Origin of the sequence: Streptomyces sp. NBC_00258, from assembly GCF_036182465.1 — a bacterium.
In the GTDB taxonomy this organism is placed as follows: Bacteria; Actinomycetota; Actinomycetes; order Streptomycetales; family Streptomycetaceae; genus Streptomyces.
Window position 1 is genome coordinate 5,457,013 of sequence record NZ_CP108081.1, and the last position, 18,436, is coordinate 5,475,448.

The following is an 18,436-nucleotide window of genomic DNA, read 5'->3' on the forward strand; positions in this document are numbered from 1 at the left end:
GGCCGGGCGCAGTCCCGCGCCCCAAAGGGGCGCGGGGAACTGCGCGACCAGCCACAACGAACCCGCAGAGAACACACAGCCCTCCCTGCGGAGCACCTCCAGACGGGTCAGCCGGTGTTGCGCAGACCGGCCGCAACGCCGTTGACCGTGAGGAGCAGGGCCCGCGACAGCAGCGGGTCGGCCTCCTCGCCGGCGGCGGCCGCATCACGCTGCCGCTTGAGCAGAGCGACCTGAAGGTACGAGATCGGGTCCAGATAGGCATCACGGATGGTGAAGGTCTGCTTCAGCACCGGGTGGGCATCCAGAAGCCCCGGCTCACCGGTGATGCGCAGCACCTCGCGCACGGTCAGCTCGTGCTCGGCCCGGATGGTCTCGAAGACATGCTTCAGCTCGTCCGGGACGAGCGTGTCGACGTAGTGCCCGGCGATCCGCAGGTCCGTCTTCGCCAGCGTCATCTCGACGTTGGAGAGGAAGTTGCGGAAGAAGTGCCACTGCTCGTGCATCTCCTCCAGCACGCTGTCGAGACCGGCCTCGCGCAGCGCCTTCAGACCGGAGCCGACACCGAACCAGCCGGGCACGATCTGCCGCGACTGCGTCCAGCCGAACACCCACGGGATGGCGCGCAGACCGTCGAGCGAGACGCCCGAGCCGGGGCGGCGGGAGGGCCGCGAGCCCAGGTGCAGGTCGGCGAGCTGGTCCACCGGAGTGGAGGCGAGGAAGTACGTCGGAAGGTCCGGGTCCTCGACCAGCCTGCGGTAGGCCGCGTGGGCGGCATCGCTGACCACGTCCATGGCCGCGTCCCAGCGGGCGAGCGCCTCGTCGGACTGACGCGGCGAGGTGTGCAGGGCCGAGGCCTGCAGCGTGGCCGCGACGGTGAGTTCCAGGTTCTCCCGCGCGAGCGACGGCACGAGGTACTTGTCGGAGATGACCTCGCCCTGCTCGGTCACCTTGATCTCGCCCTCCAGCGTGCCCCAGGGCTGGGCGAGGATCGCGTCGTGGGACGGACCGCCGCCACGCCCGACCGTGCCGCCGCGGCCGTGGAAGAGCCGCAGCCGTACGCCGTACCGGTGGGCGACGTCGCGCAGCCGTCGCTGCGCCCGGTGGATCTCCCACTGCGAGGTCGTGATGCCGCCGAACTTCGACGAGTCGGAGTACCCGAGCATGACCTCCTGGACATCGCCCCGCAGCGCCACGAGGCGCCGGTAGGACGGATCGGACAGCATGTCCTCCAGAATCGTGTCCGCGGCCTTCAGCTCGTCCGTCGTCTCCAGCAGCGGCACGATGCCGATCTTCGCCCAGCCGGCGTGCAGATCGATCAGCCCGGCCTCGCGGGCCAGCACCGCCGCGGCGAACACGTCGTCCGCGCCCTGGCACATCGAGATGATGTACGACTCGATGACCTCGGGCCCGAACACGCCGAGGGCCCGCTTCACGGTCTCGAAGACACCGAGGGTCTTCTCGCCCGCCGCGTCCAGCGGTGCCGGGGTGGGCCCGAGCGGCCGCCGGGACCGCAGTTCCTTGGCGAGCAGCTTGTGCCGGTACTCGCGCGGCATGTCCTCGTACCGCCACGACTCCTCGCCGAGCCGGTCGAAGAGCTGCCCGAGCGCCTGGTGGTGGGCGTCCGCGTGCTCCCGTACGTCCATGGTGGCGAGCTGGAGGCCGAAGGCGGCGAGCGTGCGGATCGTACGGTTCATGCGGCCGTCGGCGAACAGCGCGCCCCGGTGCTCGCGCAGCGAACTCTGGACGAGGGTCAGGTCCTGAAGCAGCTCGGCGGTGCCGAGGTAGTCGCGGCCGACCTCGTGCGGGGTGCCCTTGGCGAGGCGCTGCTTGGTGTTCTCCAGCTTCTGCCGGATGCAGGTGGCCTTGAGCCGGTAGGGCTCCTCGGCGTTGAGGCGCTTGTAGCGGGGGCTGATCTCCGGAAGCAGCTCCAGATCGGTCCTCAGGGACTCCAGGAGCTCCTCGGTGGCACCCGTGTAGCGGATGGAGTTCGACAGGAAGCCGCGCAGCTCGTCGATCAGCTCCAACGCGTCGTTGATGCCGTGCTCGTGCTGGAGGATCAGGACGTCCCAGGTGACCTGAGGCGTCACGTTCGGGTTGCCGTCCCGGTCGCCGCCGATCCAGGTACCGAAGGTGAGCGGGCGGGTCTCATCGGGCAGCGTGACCCCGACGCGCTCCAGCTCCGCCGTCAGGTCCTCAAGGACGTCCCCGACGGCGCCGGCGTGCAGCTCGTCCAGGTAGTAGATGGCGTTGCGGGCCTCGTCGGCGGGCTCGGGACGCACCACTCGCAGCTCGTCGGTCTGCCAGACCAGGTCGATGTTCTCGGCCAGACGGGTGTCGTAGCGACGCCGGTCCGCCTCGATGACGGGCGTCTCCAGCAGGGCGGCGATCCGGCGCAGCTTGTTGAGGACGGAGCGCCTGGCCGCCTCGGTGGGGTGCGCCGTGAAGACCGGGCGAACGTTCAGGTGCTGCACGGTCGCGCGCAGGTGCTCGGGGTCGGCGTCCTTGAGCCGGTCCGCCGTGCGGGCGAGCAGTCCGCCCTCGGCGGCCCGCCTGGCACGCAGCTCGCGGCCGCGGTGCACCTGCTCGGTGACGTTGGCCAGGTGGAAGTAGGTCGAGAAGGCGCGGACCAGCTTGGCCGCGGTCTCCAGTTCCGTGCCGCGCAGCAGCTCGGCGGCGGCTTCACCGTCCTCGCGGGTGAGGCGGCGGACCTTCTCGACCAGTTCCAGAAGCTCGGGCCCCTCCTGACGTACGAGGGTCTCGCCCAGCAGATCGCCCAGGCGGCGGATGTCGGCGCGCAGCTCACTGCTGGTTGTCGTGGTCTGGTCGTCGGCACTGCTCACAGGTGCGGCTCCTTGCAGTGTTGAAGCTCGTCTGGAGGGGAACCCGTCACCTGGGCGGCGGGCGCGCATCGGCGACGGGGCATCCGGGAATGAAACAGAGCGGACCGCGCTGTCCGACCGACCTTAAGGATAGGTGTCCATACGGACGCGCAGTCTCTCGGGCTCTTGCCGCCGGGCGAGGCACTGCCATACTTACGACGCCGTAGGTTACGGAACCGTAAGCGCGGTTTCCGGCAACCCGGCAGGCGCGATTACCGGCCACTCTCACAACCCTCGACCCCACAGGGGACGCTCCCATGACCACGAGTTCCGATGTGATCGATGACGCCCCCGAGGCGAACAACGACGACACCGCACTCCGCTCCGCCACGCTGGGCGGTGAGCAGAAGCGCTCGATCGAGCAGATCACCCTTCTCCTCTTCATCACCGTCCCGTTCCTCGCGGTCCTCGCGGCGGTGCCGCTGGCCTGGGGCTGGGGCGTGAGCTGGCTGGACCTGGGTCTGCTGGTCTTCTTCTACTACCTCGGCTGCCACGGCATCACGATCGGCTTCCACCGCTACTTCACCCACGGAGCCTTCAAGGCGAAGCGTCCGCTGCGCATCGCGCTGGCGATCGCCGGCTCGATGGCCGTCGAGGGGCCGCTGGTCCGCTGGGTGGCCGACCACCGCAAGCACCACAAGTTCTCCGACGCCGAGGGCGACCCCCACTCGCCGTGGCGCTTCGGCGAGACGGTCCCGGCGCTGATGAAGGGCCTGTGGTGGGCGCACATCGCCTGGATGTTCGACGAGGAGCAGACACCGCAGGACAAGTACGCGCCGGACCTGATCAAGGACAAGGCGATCCGTACGATCTCGCGCCAGTTCCTCCTCTGGGCGGGGCTCTCCCTCATGCTCCCGGCGCTGATCGGCGGCCTGGTGACGATGTCCTGGTGGGGCGCGTTCACGGGCTTCTTCTGGGGCTCGCTCGTCCGGGTGGCGTTGCTGCACCACGTCACCTGGTCGATCAACTCGATCTGCCACGCGGTGGGCAAGCGCCCCTTCAAGTCGCGTGACCGCTCGGGCAACGTGTGGTGGCTGGCGGTCCTCTCCTGCGGCGAGTCGTGGCACAACCTCCACCACGCGGACCCGACCTCGGCCAGGCACGGTGTGGAGCGCGGCCAGGTGGACTCCTCGGCCCGTCTGATCCGCTGGTTCGAAGCGTTCGGCTGGGCGTACGACGTGCGCTGGCCGTCACGCTCGCGTATCGATTCCCGCCGAAACCCGGACGGGAAGGGTTCCCGACGCAAGGCGGAGACCGCCGACGCGGCATGATTGACGGCGTGGCCGACTCCAGCACACCCAGCAATGAAAAGCCGCGGCGCGCCCGCCGCACCCGGATGACCGGTGCGGAGCGGCGGGCCCAGTTGCTGGAGATCGGCCGCACCCTCTTCGCCCAGAAAGGCTTCGAGGCGACATCGGTGGAGGAGATCGCGGCAAAGGCCGGCGTCTCCAAACCCGTCGTCTACGAACACTTCGGCGGCAAGGAAGGCCTGTACGCCGTAGTGGTGGACCGCGAGATGCGCCGCCTCCTGGACGGCGTGACGAGTTCACTCACCGCGGGCCACCCACGCGAACTCTGCGAACAAGCGGCCTTCGCACTCCTCGACTACATCGAGGAGTACACGGACGGCTTCCGCATCCTGGTCCGCGACTCCCCCATCCCCCAGTCCACGGGCTCCTTCGCATCCCTGATCTCGGACATCGCGACACAGGTGGAGGACATCCTGGGCCGCGAGTTCAAGCGCCGAGGCTTCGACCCGAAACTCGCCCCGCTCTACGCCCAGGCCCTCGTAGGCATGGTCGCCCTCACCGGCCAGTGGTGGCTGGACGTCCGCCGCCCGAAGAAGGCCGAGGTGGCGGCCCACCTGGTGAACCTGGCCTGGCACGGCCTGGACGGCCTGGAGGCCAAGCCGCGCCTGATAGGGCGCCGGAAGGCGTAGCCAGGGTCACAGCACGCCTGCGACCGAGCGGGGCCCGATCGCGCAGTTCCCCGTACCCCTCAAAAAACCGGTGACCAGGCCGCGCACGACGGTGCCGCAGCCGCCGTACAACCGGGCGGGGCCGTGCCGGTATGTCACAGCCCGCCGCATACGGCTCCCGCAACAGCGCCCACCCCACTACACGGGGCAGTACGCCCCGCCGCGGCGGGCTGGACATACCGGCACGGCCCCGCCCCACCCACGAGCCGCATGCGCTTACCCCTTCCGGGCCACCACGAACAGCCGCCGGAACGGAAGCACAGTCCCGTACGGAGCAGCCGGATAGGCCTTGCGGAGCAGGTCGCGGTACTCCTCGACGAAGGCGTCCCGCGCCTCCGGATCGTCCGCGAGGGCGGTGAGAGCCGGCCGCAAGCCCGTGCCCTTGGCCCAGTCGAGCACGGGATCCTCTCCCTCCAGGAGCTGCATGTAGGTCGTCTCCCAGACATCCACCGCGCACCCCAGCCGGGCCAGCCGGTCCAGATAGAGAAGCGGCGGATGGACGGAGTCCGTACGGCGGAGGACGCCGTCGAGGTGACCCTTCCACCGGCCGGACGCGGCGAGTTCACGCATCAGCGCATGCAGAGGCGCATCGATGTTGTTCGGAACCTGAAAGGCGAAGGTCCCGCCGGGAGCCACCGCGTCGACCCAGCCGGGCAAGGCGTCCAGATGCCCCGGCACCCACTGCAGCGCCGCGTTCGAGACGATCAGGTCGTACGTCTCCGTCGGCGCCCAGTCCGTGAGGTCCGCGTGGGCGAAGTCCAGCCGCCCACCCCCCGCCGTGGGCCCCGCATGCTCGCCCGTCCTGGCCAGCATCTCCGCGGAGTTGTCGTACCCCGTGATGTACGCGCCGGGCCACCGCTCGGCCAGCTGCACGGTGACGTTGCCAGGCCCGCAGCCCAGATCGGCGACGCGGGCCGGCTCGCCGGGCAGCGCCGGCACCCGGCCGAGAAGCTCGGCGAAGGGCCGCGCGCGATGCTCCGCGTGGCGCAGATACTGGCCCGGGTCCCAAGTGGGGGTGGTAGGCATGAGGGCCTCCTCGAAGTCACGAGCGACGCCGCACCCGACGTCCCGAAGAAACCCCAGCCTCACACCCCAACTCTCTCGACGTCAAGAGACTTCACGTCAAGAGACTTCATGTCGACACAACCACTACACTGATCGCCATGGAGGACGAGGTCGATCGGCTGGTCGCTGCGTGGCGCCGGGAGCGCCCTGACCTCGACGTGGAACCGCTCGAGGTACTCAGCCGGGTGAGCAGGCTCGCCAGACACCTGGACCGCGCACGCCGGATCGCGTTCGCCGAGCATGCCCTGGAGCCCTGGGAGTTCGACGTCCTGACGGCGCTGAGGCGCGCGGGGACTCCGTACCAGCTCTCCCCCGGCCAGCTGCTCACCCAGACGCTCGTCACCTCGGGCACGATGACGAACCGCATCGACCGGCTGGCGAAAAAGGGCCTGGTGGAGCGGCTCCCCGACCCCAGCGACCGCCGCGGTGTACTCGTACGCCTCACCGAGGACGGCCGCGACCGCGCGGACCAGGCACTGGCCGGACTCCTCGACCAGGAGCGCGCGATCCTGGCGGAACTCAGCAGGGCCCAGCGCGGCGAACTCGCCGGGCTGCTACGCCAGCTGACCGCCCCGTTCGACAACATCCCCGGCTAGGTCGACGGGCCCGACCCCGGCCCGCCGGGCGAGCGCCACGGCGGCGAGCGTCGAGTGCACACCGAGCTTCCCCAGCACGTTCTGCATATGCGTACGGACCGTGTGCGGCGAGAGGAACAGCCGCTCGGCGACGGCCTTGCGCCCCAGCCCCGCGACCATGCACCGCAACACTTCCCGCTCCCGCGGAGTCAACGACTCCACCAGCCGCTCGCTCTCCGTACGGTGCTTCCGCGCGGCGGTCAGCTCGCGCAGCACGCCGGTGAGCAGCGCCGGCGGCAGATGCGTCTCGTCCCGCAGTACGCCCCGGATGACGGTGAGCAGCCGGGACAGCGAGCAGTCCTTGGCGACCCAGCCCGAGGCGCCGGCCTGCAGGGCGAGCGCCGCGCGACGCGGGTCGTCCTTCTCGGCGAGCACGACCGTACGGACGGTGGGCTGGCCCGAACGGACGCCCGCGACCAGCGAGATGCCGTCGACCAGGCCTTCTTCGTTGTTGTCGTGGACGGGTACGGCCGGGCGGGCGCCCGGCACGTTGCCGCCCAGGTCGGCGTCGACGAGGAGCACGTCGAATCTGCGGCCCTCGGCGGCCGCCCGCTCCAGGCAGCGCAGCGCGGCAGGACCGCTGCCGGCCGCGGAGACGTCCACGTCGGGCTCGGCGGCCAGGGCGGCGGCGAGCGACTCGGCGAAGATACGGTGGTCGTCGACGACCAGGACACGGATGCGAACCACTGAAACCCCCACTGCTCGGGGGACGGCCGACGCAGGTACGGCGCCCGGAGATTCCGAACTCCTACGCTCGGAAAACGGGGTGCCGCAGCCGCACGGCCGCCGCCGTGCTGGAACTGCTACCCCCACTCCGGGCGTCGTACCCGACTGTCTCGCCCCCTGATCAGCACCGGCCCCCACCGGTGCTGCTCATCAGAGTACGGCTGGGCAGCAGGAGCGGAAGGTGATTTGCAGAACTGATTGGCCAGCGCGTTTATGGTGAGCCGTATGTTTCGTATTGAGACTGAAGTCGACAAAGAGCGTAGTCAATTCCTGCGTTCACGGCTACGGGACGCGAACATGGCTGCGTCTCCGGTGCTCCGTTCTCTGCGCGGAACCCCTGGTGAACGGGAAGTTCCGCTCCAGGTATGGGCGTTGGATCCGGCCGGTGGGGTCGTGGGGGGTCTGGTCGGGCACACGTGGGCGGGGTGGCTGCACGTGACGTATCTCTGGGTCGACGAGCGCCGTCGTGGTGCCGGTCTTGGCTCGCACCTTCTGTCCCGTGCGGAACATCTGGCCCGTACGTCCCGCGGTTGCCGCAACTCCCGGCTGGAGACGTGGGATTTCCAGGCCCCGGCCTTCTACCGGAAACAGGGCTACGAGGTGGTGTGCGAGATCCCGGACTATCCCCCGGGCATCACGGAGTACACCCTGACGAAGCACCTCGCCTGACCCACCCGTTTCTCGCCCCGCCGCCCCTACCCGTCCCGTCCCTGGGGGCTGTCGCCCCCAGACCCCCGCATCGGCCTGAACGGCCTCGTCCTCAAACGCCGGACGGGCTGGAAGTGTCGGCCCAGGCCGCGGAAAATCCAGCCCCTCCGGCGTTTGAGGAGCGGGGGTTCGGGGGCGGAGCCCCCGAGTAGTGACGGGTATGGGTAAGGGCGGCGGGGGCGAGGAAAGCCCGAGGTCAGCTCACCCGCCGAGCACCCTCAGAAGGCACCGCCGGGAACACCCGCGGCGCGGTGAAGCCGGCGGCCGCGAAGGCCTCCTCCACCGCCTTGGTGACCGTGTCCGAGTCCGAGGACTCCACCAACACGATCGCCGAGCCGCCGAACCCGCCCCCGGTCATGCGAGCGCCAAGCGCCCCCGCCTCGTTCGCCGTGGCAACCACCAGATCCAGCTCCGGGCACGAGATCCGCAGATCGTCCCGCAACGAGGCATGACCGGACGTCAGGATCGGCCCGATGCCACGCACATCCCCCGCGTCCAGCAACGCGATGACCTCATCGACCCGATGGTCGTCGGACACCACATGCCGCACATAGCGACGCACCCGCTCGTCGGACAGACGCGCGAGGGAAGCCTCCAGGTCCTCGAAGCGGACGTCCCGAAGGAAGGGAACACCGAGCTGCCGCGCCCCCTCCTCGCAGCCCTCCCGCCGCTCCGCGTACTCCCCGTCGCCCAGAGCGTGCTTCACACGGGTGTCGACCACGAGGAGCCTCAGCCCGTGGGCCGGCAGGTCGAACGGGACCTGCCGGATGGACAGGTCACGGCAGTCGAGGTGGAGGGCGTGGCCCTCCGTGGAGCAGGCGGACGCCGTCTGGTCCATGATTCCGCAGGGCACGCCCACGAAGTCGTTCTCCGCCCGCTGGGAGACCCGGGCCAGCTCCGGACGCGTGAGGCCCAGCTCGAACAGGTCGTTCAGCGCCAGGGCCGTGACCACCTCCAGCGCGGCCGAGGACGACAGGCCCGCGCCCGTCGGGACCGTCGAGGCGAGGTGGATGTCCGCGCCGGTGACGGCGTGACCGGCCTCGCGCAGGACCCAGACGACCCCCGCCGGGTAGGCGGCCCAGCTCGTGTTCGTCAGCGGCGCCAGTTCGTCGACGTGCAGTTCGACGACCGGGCCCTCGATGTCGGCCGAGTGGATGCGGAGTACGCCGTCGTCGCGGCGCGAGACCGCCGCCACCGCCGTGTGCGGCAGCGCGAGCGGCATCACGAAGCCCTCGTTGAAGTCCGTGTACTCACCGATCAGGTTGACCCGGCCGGGTGCCGCCCAGACACCGTCGGGGGCCGCCCCGAAGAGCGCTTCGAACCCTTCGCGTACCTGCTGTGCCCCCACTAGTTCTCCTTCGACTTCGACTGCGCCGACGACTGCGACGTCGCGATGTGCTGCGCGAACTCCCACGCGTCCGCGACGATCCCCGCGAGATCCGCGCGGGACGGGTTCCAGCCGAGCCGTTCGCGGGCCGTGGCCGCGGAGGCGACGAGGACGGCCGGGTCACCGGCGCGGCGCGGGGCCGCGACCTCGGGGATCGGGTGTCCGGTCACCCGGCGGACGGTCTCGACGACCTCGCGGACCGAGAAGCCGTTGCCGTTGCCGAGGTTGCAGATCAGGTGCTCGCCCGGCTGCGCGGCGGCGACGGCCAGCAGGTGGGCCTCCGCCAGGTCCGCGACGTGGATGTAGTCGCGGATGCAGGTGCCGTCCGGGGTCGGGTAGTCGTCGCCGTAGACGGAGATGGCGTCGCGGCGGCCCTGGGCGACCTGGAGGACCAGCGGGATCAGGTGCGACTCGGGGTCGTGCCGCTCGCCGCACGCGCCGTACGCGCCCGCCACGTTGAAGTAGCGCAGCGACACCGCCGCGAGTCCGTGCGCGGCCGCCTCGCCGGTGATCATGTGGTCGACGGCGAGCTTGGAGGCGCCGTACGGGTTGGTCGGGGACGTCGGGGCGGACTCGACGATCGGGGTGGTCTCCGGCTCGCCGTACGTCGCCGCCGTGGAGGAGAAGACCAGCTTGCGGACGCCCGCCGAGCGCATGGCCGCCAGCAGGGCCATCGTGCCGCCGACGTTGTTGTCCCAGTACTTCTCGGGCTTCACGACCGACTCGCCGACCTGCGAGAACGCGGCGAAGTGGAGCACGGCGTCGAACGAGGAGTCCAGCCACTTGGCGGCGTCGCGGATGTCGCCCTCGATGAATTCGGCGCCCGCGGGCACGCCCTCGCGGAAGCCGGTGGAGAGGTTGTCGAGGACGGTCACCTCGTGGCCCGCCTCCAGCAGATGCTGGGCGACCACACTGCCCACATAGCCCGCACCGCCGGTGACCAGGTACTTCCCACTCATGAACTCGCTACCTCTCGCAGTCGCTGGGCCGCGGCCTCCGGCGGCACGTCGTTGATGAACACACTCATGCCGGACTCGGAACCCGCGAGGAACTTCAGCTTGCCGGACGTACGGCGGATGGTGAAAAGCTCGAGGTGGAGCGCGAAGTCCTCCCTCACCACACCGTCGAACTCCTCCAGCGTGCCGAACGGCGCCTGGTGCCAGGCCGAGATGTACGGCGTGCGCGGTTCACCCTCGCCGAAGATCCGGTCGAAGCGCCTCAACAGTTCCAGATAGACCTGGGGGAATTCTGTGCGTGCCCCCTCGTCGAGACCCAGCAGGTCCGGCACGCGGCGGCGCGGGTAGAGGTGCACCTCGTACGGCCAGTGCGCGGCGTACGGCACGAAGGCCACCCAGTGGTCGGTCTCCAGCACGATCCGCTCGCCGGCCAGTTCCTTCTCCAGCACGGCGTCGAAGAGGTTCTCCCCGCCCGTCCCCTCCTTGTGTGCCGCGAGCGACCGCAGCATCAGGGCCGTTCGAGGCGTCGTGAACGGGTACGCGTAGATCTGCCCGTGCGGATGTCCGAGCGTCACGCCGATCTCGGCGCCGCGGTTCTCGAAACAGAACACCTGCTCCACGGAGGGGAGATGCGACAGCTCGGCCGTGCGGTCGGTCCACGCGTCCAGGACCAGACCCGCCTGCTCCTCGGTCAGATCGGCGAAGGACGCGCCGTGGTCCGAGGTGAAGCAGACGACCTCGCAGCGACCGGAGTCCCCGGCCAGCGACGGGAAGCGGTTCTCGAAGACCGCGACGTCGTACGAGGAGTCCGGGATCTCGCTCAGCCGGTCGCCCTCGGAGGGGCACAGCGGGCATTCGTCAGCCGGCGGGTGGTAGGTCCGGCCCTGCCGGTGGGAGGCGATGGCCACCGCGTCACCGAGCAGCGGATCGCGGCGTACCTCCGATGTGGTGACCGTCCGGTCGAGCGGGCGCCGGTCCACCGCGTCGCGCACCGTGTCGTCGCGCGAGTCGTAGTAGATGAGCTCACGACCGTCGGCCAGTCGGGTCGAGGTCTTCTTCACGCCGGACTCTCCATCCGTACCCGATCAAAGCATTCAACAGAAGCAAACACATCAAACCACAAACCCCCACGCCAGTCATCACCACAACCAAACAAAGAACACCAAAGTGAAGTGAGTGCTGTATGCAGACCCCCACAGATCCAGCCCCCACATCGCCCGTGCACCTGGCGGCGGAGCTGCGCCTCCCCACCAACTGGCTCGACTACACGATCCTGGCGATCTACTTCGTCGTCGTGCTCGGCATCGGCTTCGCGGCCCGCCGCTCGGTGAAGACCAGCCTCGACTTCTTCCTCTCCGGGCGTTCGCTGCCCGCCTGGGTGACCGGTCTCGCGTTCATCGCCGCCAACCTGGGCGCGACCGAGATCCTCGGCATGGCCGCCAACAGCGCCCAGTACGGCGTCTACACCGTGCACTGGTACTGGATCGGCGCCATCCCCGCCATGGTCTTCCTGGGCCTGGTGATGATGCCCTTCTACTACGGCTCGAAGGTCAGGTCCGTCCCCGAGTTCCTGCTGCTGCGCTTCGACAAGGGGGCGCATCTGCTCAGCTCGATCCTGTTCGCGTTCGCCGCGATCCTCATCGCCGGGGTGAACCTCTACGCGCTCGCCATCGTCGTCGAGGCACTGCTCGGCTGGCCGCAGTGGGTGTCGATCGTCGTCGCGGGCTTCTTCGTGCTCGGCTACATCACCCTCGGCGGTCTGTCGTCAGCGATCTACAACGAGGTGCTGCAGTTCTTCGTGATCCTCGCCGCGCTGATCCCGCTCTCGGTGCTCGGGCTGAAGAAGGTCGGCGGCTGGGACGGCCTGACCGACTCCCTGACGGCGTCCCACGGAGCCGACTTCACCACCGCGTGGGGCGGCACCGGAATCGGCAGCGACAACCCGCTCGGCGCCAACTGGCTCACCATCGTCCTGGGCCTCGGCTTCGTGCTGTCCTTTGGCTACTGGACGACGAACTTCGCCGAGGTGCAGCGCGCCCTGTCCGCGAAGAACCTCTCCGCGGCCCAGCGCACCCCGCTCATCGCCGCGTTCCCGAAGATCTTCATCGTCTTCCTGGTGATGATCCCGGGGCTCGTCGCGGCCGTGCTCGTGCCGAAGATCGGGACCTCCGGGTCCGACCTCCAGTACAACGACGCGATCCCGTACCTGATGGAGGACCTGCTGCCCAACGGCGTCCTCGGGATCGCGGTGACCGGTCTGCTGGCGGCCTTCATGGCGGGCATGGCGGCCAACATCTCGTCCTTCAACACCGTCTTCACCACGGACATCTGGCAGAAGTACGTGAAGCGCGACGAGGAGGACACGTACTACGTGCGCTTCGGCCGTCTCATCACGGCCGCCGGCGTGCTGGCGTCGATCGGGACGGCGTTCCTCGCCTCCTCCTTCTCGAACATCATGAGCTACCTCCAGACGCTGTTCTCCTTCTTCAACGTGCCGATGTTCGTCGTCTTCATCATCGGCATGTTCTGGAAGCGCGCGTCCATGAAGTCCGGCTTCTGGGGCCTGCTCGCGGGCACCACGGCCGCGATGATCAACTACTTCGTCCTCTACAAGCAGGACATCATCGGCATCCCCTCCGACCAGGGCGCCAACTTCGTCTCCGCGATCGCCGGGTTCGTGGCCGGCGCGGTGGTCATGTTCGCCGTCTCCCTCTTCACCGCGCCGAAGCCCGCGGAGGAACTCCAGGGCCTGGTGTACGGGACCACCTCGCCCGGCATGGAGGAGCCGCCGGCCAAGGGCGACGACGCCTGGTACCGCAAGCCGGCCCTGCTCGGCTGGGGCGCGATCATCCTGGCCGCCGCCTGCTACATCCCCTTCTCCTTCTGACGACCGGAGGCCTGATCACCCATGTCCGAGCACTCTGGCTATTCCGACCGCGACCTTCAACGCGAAGTCACCGAACTGCAGGGCAAGTCCGCCACCGCGGCCCGCCTGTTCGACATCCGCCGCATCATCGGCGGCCTGTTCGTCGTCTACGGGATCATCGTCACGATCGCCGGCATCACCGAGTCCGACGCCGACATCGCCAAGGCCCAGGACGTCAACATCAACCTCTGGACGGGCCTCGGCATGCTGGCGCTCGGCCTGTTCTTCCTGGCCTGGCTGTGGCTGCGCCCGACGGCACCGCCCACACCGGACCAGGACCCGGACACCGAGCGACCCGCCGGGTAACCGCCGGGCACGGCGATCGCGGGTACGGGGCCGGAGCCGCACAGCGCGACTCCGGCCCCCACACCTGTACCGGGGCCGGGACCGGGACCCTGTACCAGGGCCGGGACTAGACCTCGGACCCCGTGTCCGGCGCCGGGTGCTGAATCGGCCCCGCGCGGTCCAGCAGCCCCGTACGGGCGGCGAGCGCGGCCGCCTCCAGCCGGGAGCCGACGCCCAGCTTCATCAGTACGCGCTGCACGTGGGTCCGCGCGGTGCTCGGCGCTATGCCCATGCCGGCCGCGATGAGCCGCGTGTCCTCGCCGTCGGCCACCCTCACCAGCACCTCGACCTCTCTCGGCGTCAGCATCTGGAGGAGCCGCTGGCCCTCGTCGTCGGGCTGCGCGGCCGGGTTGAGCAGTTCACTGAAGGCGCCCTGCAGAAGCTGCGGCGCCACGGCCGCCTCCCCCGCCCGGGCCTTCATGATGGCCCGCTCGACACCCTCTATCCGCTCGTCGTGCCGTACGTAGCCGGACGCTCCCGCGGCGAACGCCGCGGCGATTCCGCGCGGGTTCGGCACCGGTCCGAGGACCAGCACCGCGACCTGCGGCCGCTCCCGCTTGATCCTCACCACCGGGTCGAACATGCCCGGTTCGGCGGGCGTCGCCGTGCCGATCAGGCACACCTCCGGCGCCCTCGTGATCACCAGCTCCGCCGCTCCCGCGGCAGGCGCGGCCGCGGCCAGCACGCGGTGCCCGCGCAGCTTCAAGGCCGAGGCCAACGCCTCGGCGAGCAGTCGGTGGTCGTCGACCACCATGAGCCGCACTCCCATCGAGCCCAACCCCCCAGTCCCCCTGGATCCCCACTGGTACCCCATGGATAGGAGCCCCCCGGCTCTCCATCCCCCGGAAGCTACACGCTTGTTCGACGTTGCGCTTCCCCTACTGGAGAGAAGTGCCCCGGATTTCCGAAATTCCTCGCATTCGCGAGCGATGGGCCGTACGAGAACGACTCCGCCCCTGAGCAGGGACGGAGTCGTGATCGACAGGCGAACGCCTGATCGGCGTACGGCCCGCCCGAGGCCCGTCGAAGACCTCGGGCAGCCGTGGGACGCCTAGTTGGCGCCGAAGCCGATCGCCGCGTACTCCTTGTCGTCCGCGGAGTACGGCGCGCTGATCAGCTCCTGAGCCATGAAGAGCCTGCCGCTGGTGTACCGCAGCTCCGCGCTGCTCGGGCTGATGCTGCTGATCGCGCTGCGGACCTGGGCCTCGGCCGGGGTCTCCAGGAGCTTGGTCTCCTTGAAGGTCTTGCCGTCGATGGAGACGACCTGGGAACCCTTGTCGTACGGGCCGTTCTTGTACGCGATGACGTTGCCGCCGTCCATCCGGATCGGCAGGATCTCGTAGCCGTCACCGGCGTCGGCCCGGTCGCTCGTGGGCTTGCCCGTGGCCAGCGAGAAGGACACGATCTCGTTGACCCGGGAGTACTGCTCGGCGCCCTCGTGCTGCTTGGTCGGCACGTACAGCCTGTCGTTGCCGACCGCGATCGAGCGGCAGTTGTGGATCTTGTTCACACCGCAGTCGTGCTCGTACTTGCCGTCCTCCAGCGTGATCTTGGTGCGCAGCTTGCCGCTGTCGTCCAGCGAGAAGACGTCCGTCGCGCCGGACGCGGTGATCTCGCCGGAGTCCACACCGAAGACGACCGGCTTGGTGGAGATGACCTTGGCGTTGTCGATGCCCGCGGGGAGCTTGTAGCTCCACTTGACGGTGCCCGCCTTCGGGTCGAGCAGCTGGACCTCGTACTTCTCGTTGCCGTAGTCGCCGCACTTGCGGACCGCGACGAGCTGCTCGCCGCCCGCGTAGCCGACGTCCTCGCACGTGCCGACCTTCGGCTGCCAGAGGATCTTGCCGTTGCTGATGTCGAAGGCGGCGCCGCCGTTGAGGCCGGAGCCGGCCGCGACCGTGGTGCCGGTGATGCTGACTTCCTTGAACGCGGCCTTCTCACCGCCGTTGGGGGCCACGGACTTCGTCCAGAGCGCCTTGCCGGTGTTCAGGTTGAACGCGGTGACCTCGGTGCACTCCGGGTACGGGTTCGCCTTGGTGCGCTTGGCGTCCTCGGCGACCACCACGGCGACGCCGTCCTTGGTGACCTCGGGGGAACCGGCGCAGGTCAGCCCCGTCAGCGGCAGCGTCCAGGACTCCTTGCCGGTGTCCGGGTCGTAGCCGACAACCTCACTGGGGCCGGACTTGGCGTACACCTTGTCGGTCAGCCAGGAGCCGGCGACGCTCCAGACGTCCTTCTTGGGCACCTCCGCCGCGGGCAGCTGGAAGAGGACCTTGGCGCTGGTGCTGGAGGGCACCTTCTCCGTGCCGCCGCTTCCGCCGACGTCGTCGCCGCCGTTGTTGTCGTCCTTGCCTTCGGTGCCGCCGGGGCCCGCCGAGGTGTCCTTGTCGTCGCTCTTGCCGGACGAGTTCGCGTACCAGACACCGCCGCCGACGATGAGCGCGATCGCCACGACGGCCGAGACGATGATCGCCACCTGCGGGTTGACCTTGCGCCCGCCCTGCGGAGCCTGCGGCTGCATCGGCATGGTGCCGGGCTGCTGGTAGCCGTACTGGGGCTGCTGGCCCGGATAGCCGTAACCGGGCTGCTGCTGGCCCGGGTAGCCGTAGCCCGGCTGGGCCGGCGGCGTCTGCGGGCCTCCCTGGGGCGCGCCGGGCGCCTGCGGGTAGCCGTACGGCTGCTGCGGCGGGGCCGACGGGGGCCCGGCCGGGGGCGGGGTCTGGGGTGCCTGCCCCGGCGCCTGCGGGTAGCCGTAGCCCGGCTGCTGCTGCGGAGGCCCGGCGGGCGGAGTGGCGGGCGGCGGGGTGGGCGGCGGGGTGGGCGCACCGAAGCCACCCGGAGGCGGGTCCTGCGGGGCGCCGAAACCGCCTCCCTGGGGCGGCTGGTTGGGCGGCGGGGGCGGCGGCTGACTCATGACGTGTGTACCTCGGATACGAAGGGGACGAAGGTCTGGTGGCCGTGGACGGGCCGGACGGGACGAGCGGGCAGAACGTACGGGAGAGCCGGCCGGATCACTTGCCGAAGGCCAGCATCAGCTTCTCCTTGGACTCGTCGTTGCCCGTCAGGCGAGTGGTGGAGAGGTAGAAGCGCCCGTCCACGTAGTCGACGGCCTTCGAGAAGAAGCCGTCCTCGATGTCCGCGGTGCCCTGCGGGTTCTGCAGGAGCTTCCGAGGCGTGTGCGAGCCGCCGCCGGTCGGGATCGAGACGACCCGCCCGCCCGAGTCGTAGGAGGGCTGCACGTACGCGATCAGGTTCGTGCCGTCCAGCTTCATCGGCATCATCGCCTCGTCCGCCGGGGACTTGACCCGCCACTTCTCCTTGCCGGTCTCCAGGCTGACGGCGACCACCTCGTTGGCGCCGCTCTTCGCCTCGGTCGGCAGGTAGAGGGTGTTCGCGTCGGCCGCCACACCCGCGCAGCCCTGGAGGTCGCGCGAGAGGATCGCCCAGCCGCACTCGGGCGCGAACGACTCGTCGACGTCGAGCTCCGAGCGGACCGTGCCGTCGTTCTTCAGCGTGGTGACGTTCCACTGCTTCTTGTCGGCGTTGGTGAGGTAGATGACGGCGGGGTCGACGGAGTACGTCCGCTCGACGCGCCAGCCCTTGGGGAACTTCCTGGTCCACTGGGCCTTGCCGGTGGCCGGGTCGAGTTCCTGCACCTCGTCGTGCTCGTTGTCGCCGCCGGCCCCGCAGGAAGAGACCACGAGCAGCTTGGCACCACCGGTGAACGCCGACGGGAAGCAGGAGGCGCCGTACTTCTTCTTCTCGAAGAGCTTGTCGCCGCTGCTCACGTCGTAGCCGATGCCGGACATGGAGCGGCCCACGACCAGCGTGTCCCCGACGATGTTCAGGCCGAGCTGAAGAGAGCTGTCGAAGAGGTCACCCTCGGGGATCTCCTTCGTCCAGCCCTTCTTGCCGGTGGCGAGGTCGAGTTCCACGACCTGGTTGCACTCGGCTGCGTCCTTGGTGCCTTCCTTGTACGCCACGAAGACCTTGTCCGCGGACGTCTTCTGCGGGGACACCGCGCAGATCTTCTCCGGGAAGGAGACCGCGGGCCAGGCGACCTTGCCGTCGTCGACGTTGTAGGCGAAGACCTGCTTGTACGCGGCCTTCACGGCGATCTTGTCGGTGACCCACAGGCCGGGGGCGTCGGCGCCTGAACCGGGCGCGTCGGGCGCCTCCTTGTACCAGAGCACCTTCGACTCGCCCGCCTGGCGGCCCTCGTTGAGGTCCTCGGTGCCCGCGTTGCCGTCGCCGTCACCGTCGCCGGGGTTGACCGGGGCGTCCGAGGCGGAGGCCTTGCCGTCCTGGCTCTTGTCGGCGACGGGCTCCTTCTTCTTGGTGTCGTCACCACTGCCGGAGACGGCCCACACGGTGCCGCCGATGACGAGCGCCGCGGCCAGCGCCGCCCCGATGATCATCGCGGGCTTCCCCTTGAAGGGATTGCGCGAGCCACCGCCCGGCGGCGTCCCGGGCGCACCCGGGAACTGCGGCTGCTGCGGATAGCCGTACCCGGGCTGGCTGTACGGACCGGGCTGCTGCGGCTGCCCGTACGGGCCGGGCTGGGTGTACGGCCCCGGCTGCTGGCCGTACGGACCCGGCTGGGCGTAGGGACCGGGCTGCTGCGGGTAGCCGTAACCGGGCTGCGGCGGGGTCCCCGGCGCGCCCTGCGGAGGCGGCGGCGGAGTCCCCGGCGGCTGGGCGGGCGGCGGAGGCGTGGCTCCCCCCGGGGCCTGCGGCGGGCCGAAGCCTCCCTGCGGCGGCTGGTCCTGTGGCGCTCCGAACCCGCCCTGCGGCGGCTGGTTGGGCGGCTGAGTCATCAGCGCGTTCCCCC

Annotated in this window: 15 protein-coding genes; 6 read left to right on the forward strand and 9 right to left on the reverse strand. The window is 69.8% G+C overall.

Translation table 11 applies throughout. The annotated features are described in order from the left end of the window. Positions 1-107: 107 nt before the first annotated feature. Positions 108-2,840 carry a phosphoenolpyruvate carboxylase gene (gene ppc, locus OG718_RS24150; protein WP_143638971.1) on the reverse strand — a complete coding sequence of 911 codons (2,733 nt, stop codon included), beginning with the start codon at positions 2,838-2,840 and terminating at the stop codon, positions 108-110. A gap of 296 nt (positions 2,841-3,136) precedes the next feature. Between ppc and OG718_RS24155 the strand changes: the two genes are divergently transcribed. Next, complete coding sequence (locus OG718_RS24155) at positions 3,137-4,150, forward strand: acyl-CoA desaturase (protein ID WP_143638970.1); 1,014 nt, start codon at positions 3,137-3,139, stop codon at positions 4,148-4,150. After that, positions 4,147-4,818: a TetR/AcrR family transcriptional regulator gene (locus tag OG718_RS24160; RefSeq protein WP_143638968.1), complete on the forward strand. Its 672-nt coding sequence runs from the start codon at positions 4,147-4,149 to the stop codon at positions 4,816-4,818. The genes OG718_RS24155 and OG718_RS24160 overlap by 4 nt, the downstream gene beginning before the upstream one ends. 255 nt (positions 4,819-5,073) lie before the next feature. On the opposite strand, the gene OG718_RS24165 is transcribed toward OG718_RS24160, so the two are convergent. Continuing rightward, the gene (locus OG718_RS24165) at positions 5,074-5,883 is read right to left on the reverse strand and encodes a trans-aconitate 2-methyltransferase (RefSeq protein ID WP_328845138.1); all 810 of its coding nucleotides are present in this window, start codon (positions 5,881-5,883) and stop codon (positions 5,074-5,076) included. Between the two features lie 137 nt (positions 5,884-6,020). Between OG718_RS24165 and OG718_RS24170 the strand changes: the two genes are divergently transcribed. Next, positions 6,021-6,518, forward strand: coding sequence for a MarR family winged helix-turn-helix transcriptional regulator (locus tag OG718_RS24170; RefSeq protein WP_055617964.1), 498 nt, complete (start codon positions 6,021-6,023; stop codon positions 6,516-6,518). Here the strand turns inward: OG718_RS24170 and OG718_RS24175 are convergent. After that, the gene (locus OG718_RS24175) at positions 6,477-7,244 is read right to left on the reverse strand and encodes a LuxR C-terminal-related transcriptional regulator (RefSeq protein ID WP_055617965.1); all 768 of its coding nucleotides are present in this window, start codon (positions 7,242-7,244) and stop codon (positions 6,477-6,479) included. The two genes, OG718_RS24170 and OG718_RS24175, sit on opposite strands and share 42 nt — an antisense overlap. A gap of 252 nt (positions 7,245-7,496) precedes the next feature. Between OG718_RS24175 and OG718_RS24180 the strand changes: the two genes are divergently transcribed. Beyond that, positions 7,497-7,952 (forward strand): GNAT family N-acetyltransferase, encoded by a 456-nt coding sequence (locus OG718_RS24180; RefSeq protein ID WP_328847821.1) that lies wholly within the window; start codon positions 7,497-7,499, stop codon positions 7,950-7,952. Positions 7,953-8,187: 235 nt separating this feature from the next. Here OG718_RS24180 and galK read toward each other — a convergent pair whose 3' ends face one another. From galK to galT, 3 genes are read right to left on the reverse strand one after another with little or no spacing between them, the layout of a single operon-like run. After that, positions 8,188-9,339, reverse strand: coding sequence for a galactokinase (galK, locus tag OG718_RS24185; RefSeq protein ID WP_143638964.1), 1,152 nt, complete (start codon positions 9,337-9,339; stop codon positions 8,188-8,190). Beyond that, positions 9,339-10,337, reverse strand: a complete 999-nt coding sequence (gene galE / locus OG718_RS24190) for a UDP-glucose 4-epimerase GalE (RefSeq protein WP_328845139.1) — start codon at positions 10,335-10,337, stop codon at positions 9,339-9,341. Before galE ends, galK begins: the two co-directional genes overlap by 1 nt. Beyond that, a complete protein-coding gene (gene galT / locus OG718_RS24195) occupies positions 10,334-11,395 on the reverse strand; it encodes a galactose-1-phosphate uridylyltransferase (protein ID WP_143638961.1) in 1,062 nt (353 codons plus the stop codon). The genes galE and galT overlap by 4 nt, the downstream gene beginning before the upstream one ends. Before the next feature lie 122 nt (positions 11,396-11,517). Here galT and OG718_RS24200 point away from each other — a divergent pair, with 122 nt between their 5' ends. Then, a complete protein-coding gene (locus OG718_RS24200; protein ID WP_143638959.1) occupies positions 11,518-13,221 on the forward strand; it encodes a sodium:solute symporter family protein in 1,704 nt (567 codons plus the stop codon). Positions 13,222-13,242: 21 nt separating this feature from the next. Then, complete coding sequence (locus OG718_RS24205) at positions 13,243-13,566, forward strand: hypothetical protein (protein ID WP_328845140.1); 324 nt, start codon at positions 13,243-13,245, stop codon at positions 13,564-13,566. A gap of 106 nt (positions 13,567-13,672) precedes the next feature. Here OG718_RS24205 and OG718_RS24210 read toward each other — a convergent pair whose 3' ends face one another. The 3 genes from OG718_RS24210 to OG718_RS24220 form a co-directional block, all read right to left on the reverse strand. Further along, positions 13,673-14,374, reverse strand: coding sequence for a helix-turn-helix transcriptional regulator (locus OG718_RS24210; protein WP_143638955.1), 702 nt, complete (start codon positions 14,372-14,374; stop codon positions 13,673-13,675). A 282-nt stretch (positions 14,375-14,656) separates the two neighbouring features. Beyond that, positions 14,657-16,519 (reverse strand): outer membrane protein assembly factor BamB family protein, encoded by a 1,863-nt coding sequence (locus OG718_RS24215; RefSeq protein ID WP_143638953.1) that lies wholly within the window; start codon positions 16,517-16,519, stop codon positions 14,657-14,659. A gap of 97 nt (positions 16,520-16,616) precedes the next feature. Further along, the gene (locus OG718_RS24220) at positions 16,617-18,422 is read right to left on the reverse strand and encodes an outer membrane protein assembly factor BamB family protein (protein ID WP_143638951.1); all 1,806 of its coding nucleotides are present in this window, start codon (positions 18,420-18,422) and stop codon (positions 16,617-16,619) included. Positions 18,423-18,436 lie beyond the last annotated feature (14 nt).

Excerpts from the sequence above, each read along its gene's own strand:
- OG718_RS24200 (WP_143638959.1), top strand. The coding sequence starts at position 11,518 with ATGCAGACCCCCACAGATCCAGCCCCCACATCGCCCGTGCACCTGGCG.
- OG718_RS24170 (WP_055617964.1), top strand. The coding sequence starts at position 6,021 with ATGGAGGACGAGGTCGATCGGCTGGTCGCTGCGTGGCGCCGGGAGCGC.
- OG718_RS24165 (WP_328845138.1), bottom strand. The coding sequence starts at position 5,883 with ATGCCTACCACCCCCACTTGGGACCCGGGCCAGTATCTGCGCCACGCG.
- OG718_RS24210 (WP_143638955.1), bottom strand. The coding sequence starts at position 14,374 with ATGGGAGTGCGGCTCATGGTGGTCGACGACCACCGACTGCTCGCCGAG.
- OG718_RS24155 (WP_143638970.1), top strand. The coding sequence starts at position 3,137 with ATGACCACGAGTTCCGATGTGATCGATGACGCCCCCGAGGCGAACAAC.
- OG718_RS24215 (WP_143638953.1), bottom strand. The coding sequence starts at position 16,519 with ATGAGTCAGCCGCCGCCCCCGCCGCCCAACCAGCCGCCCCAGGGAGGC.
- OG718_RS24205 (WP_328845140.1), top strand. The coding sequence starts at position 13,243 with ATGTCCGAGCACTCTGGCTATTCCGACCGCGACCTTCAACGCGAAGTC.
- galE (WP_328845139.1), bottom strand. The coding sequence starts at position 10,337 with ATGAGTGGGAAGTACCTGGTCACCGGCGGTGCGGGCTATGTGGGCAGT.
- OG718_RS24180 (WP_328847821.1), top strand. The coding sequence starts at position 7,497 with ATGGTGAGCCGTATGTTTCGTATTGAGACTGAAGTCGACAAAGAGCGT.
- OG718_RS24160 (WP_143638968.1), top strand. The coding sequence starts at position 4,147 with ATGATTGACGGCGTGGCCGACTCCAGCACACCCAGCAATGAAAAGCCG.
- OG718_RS24220 (WP_143638951.1), bottom strand. The coding sequence starts at position 18,422 with ATGACTCAGCCGCCCAACCAGCCGCCGCAGGGCGGGTTCGGAGCGCCA.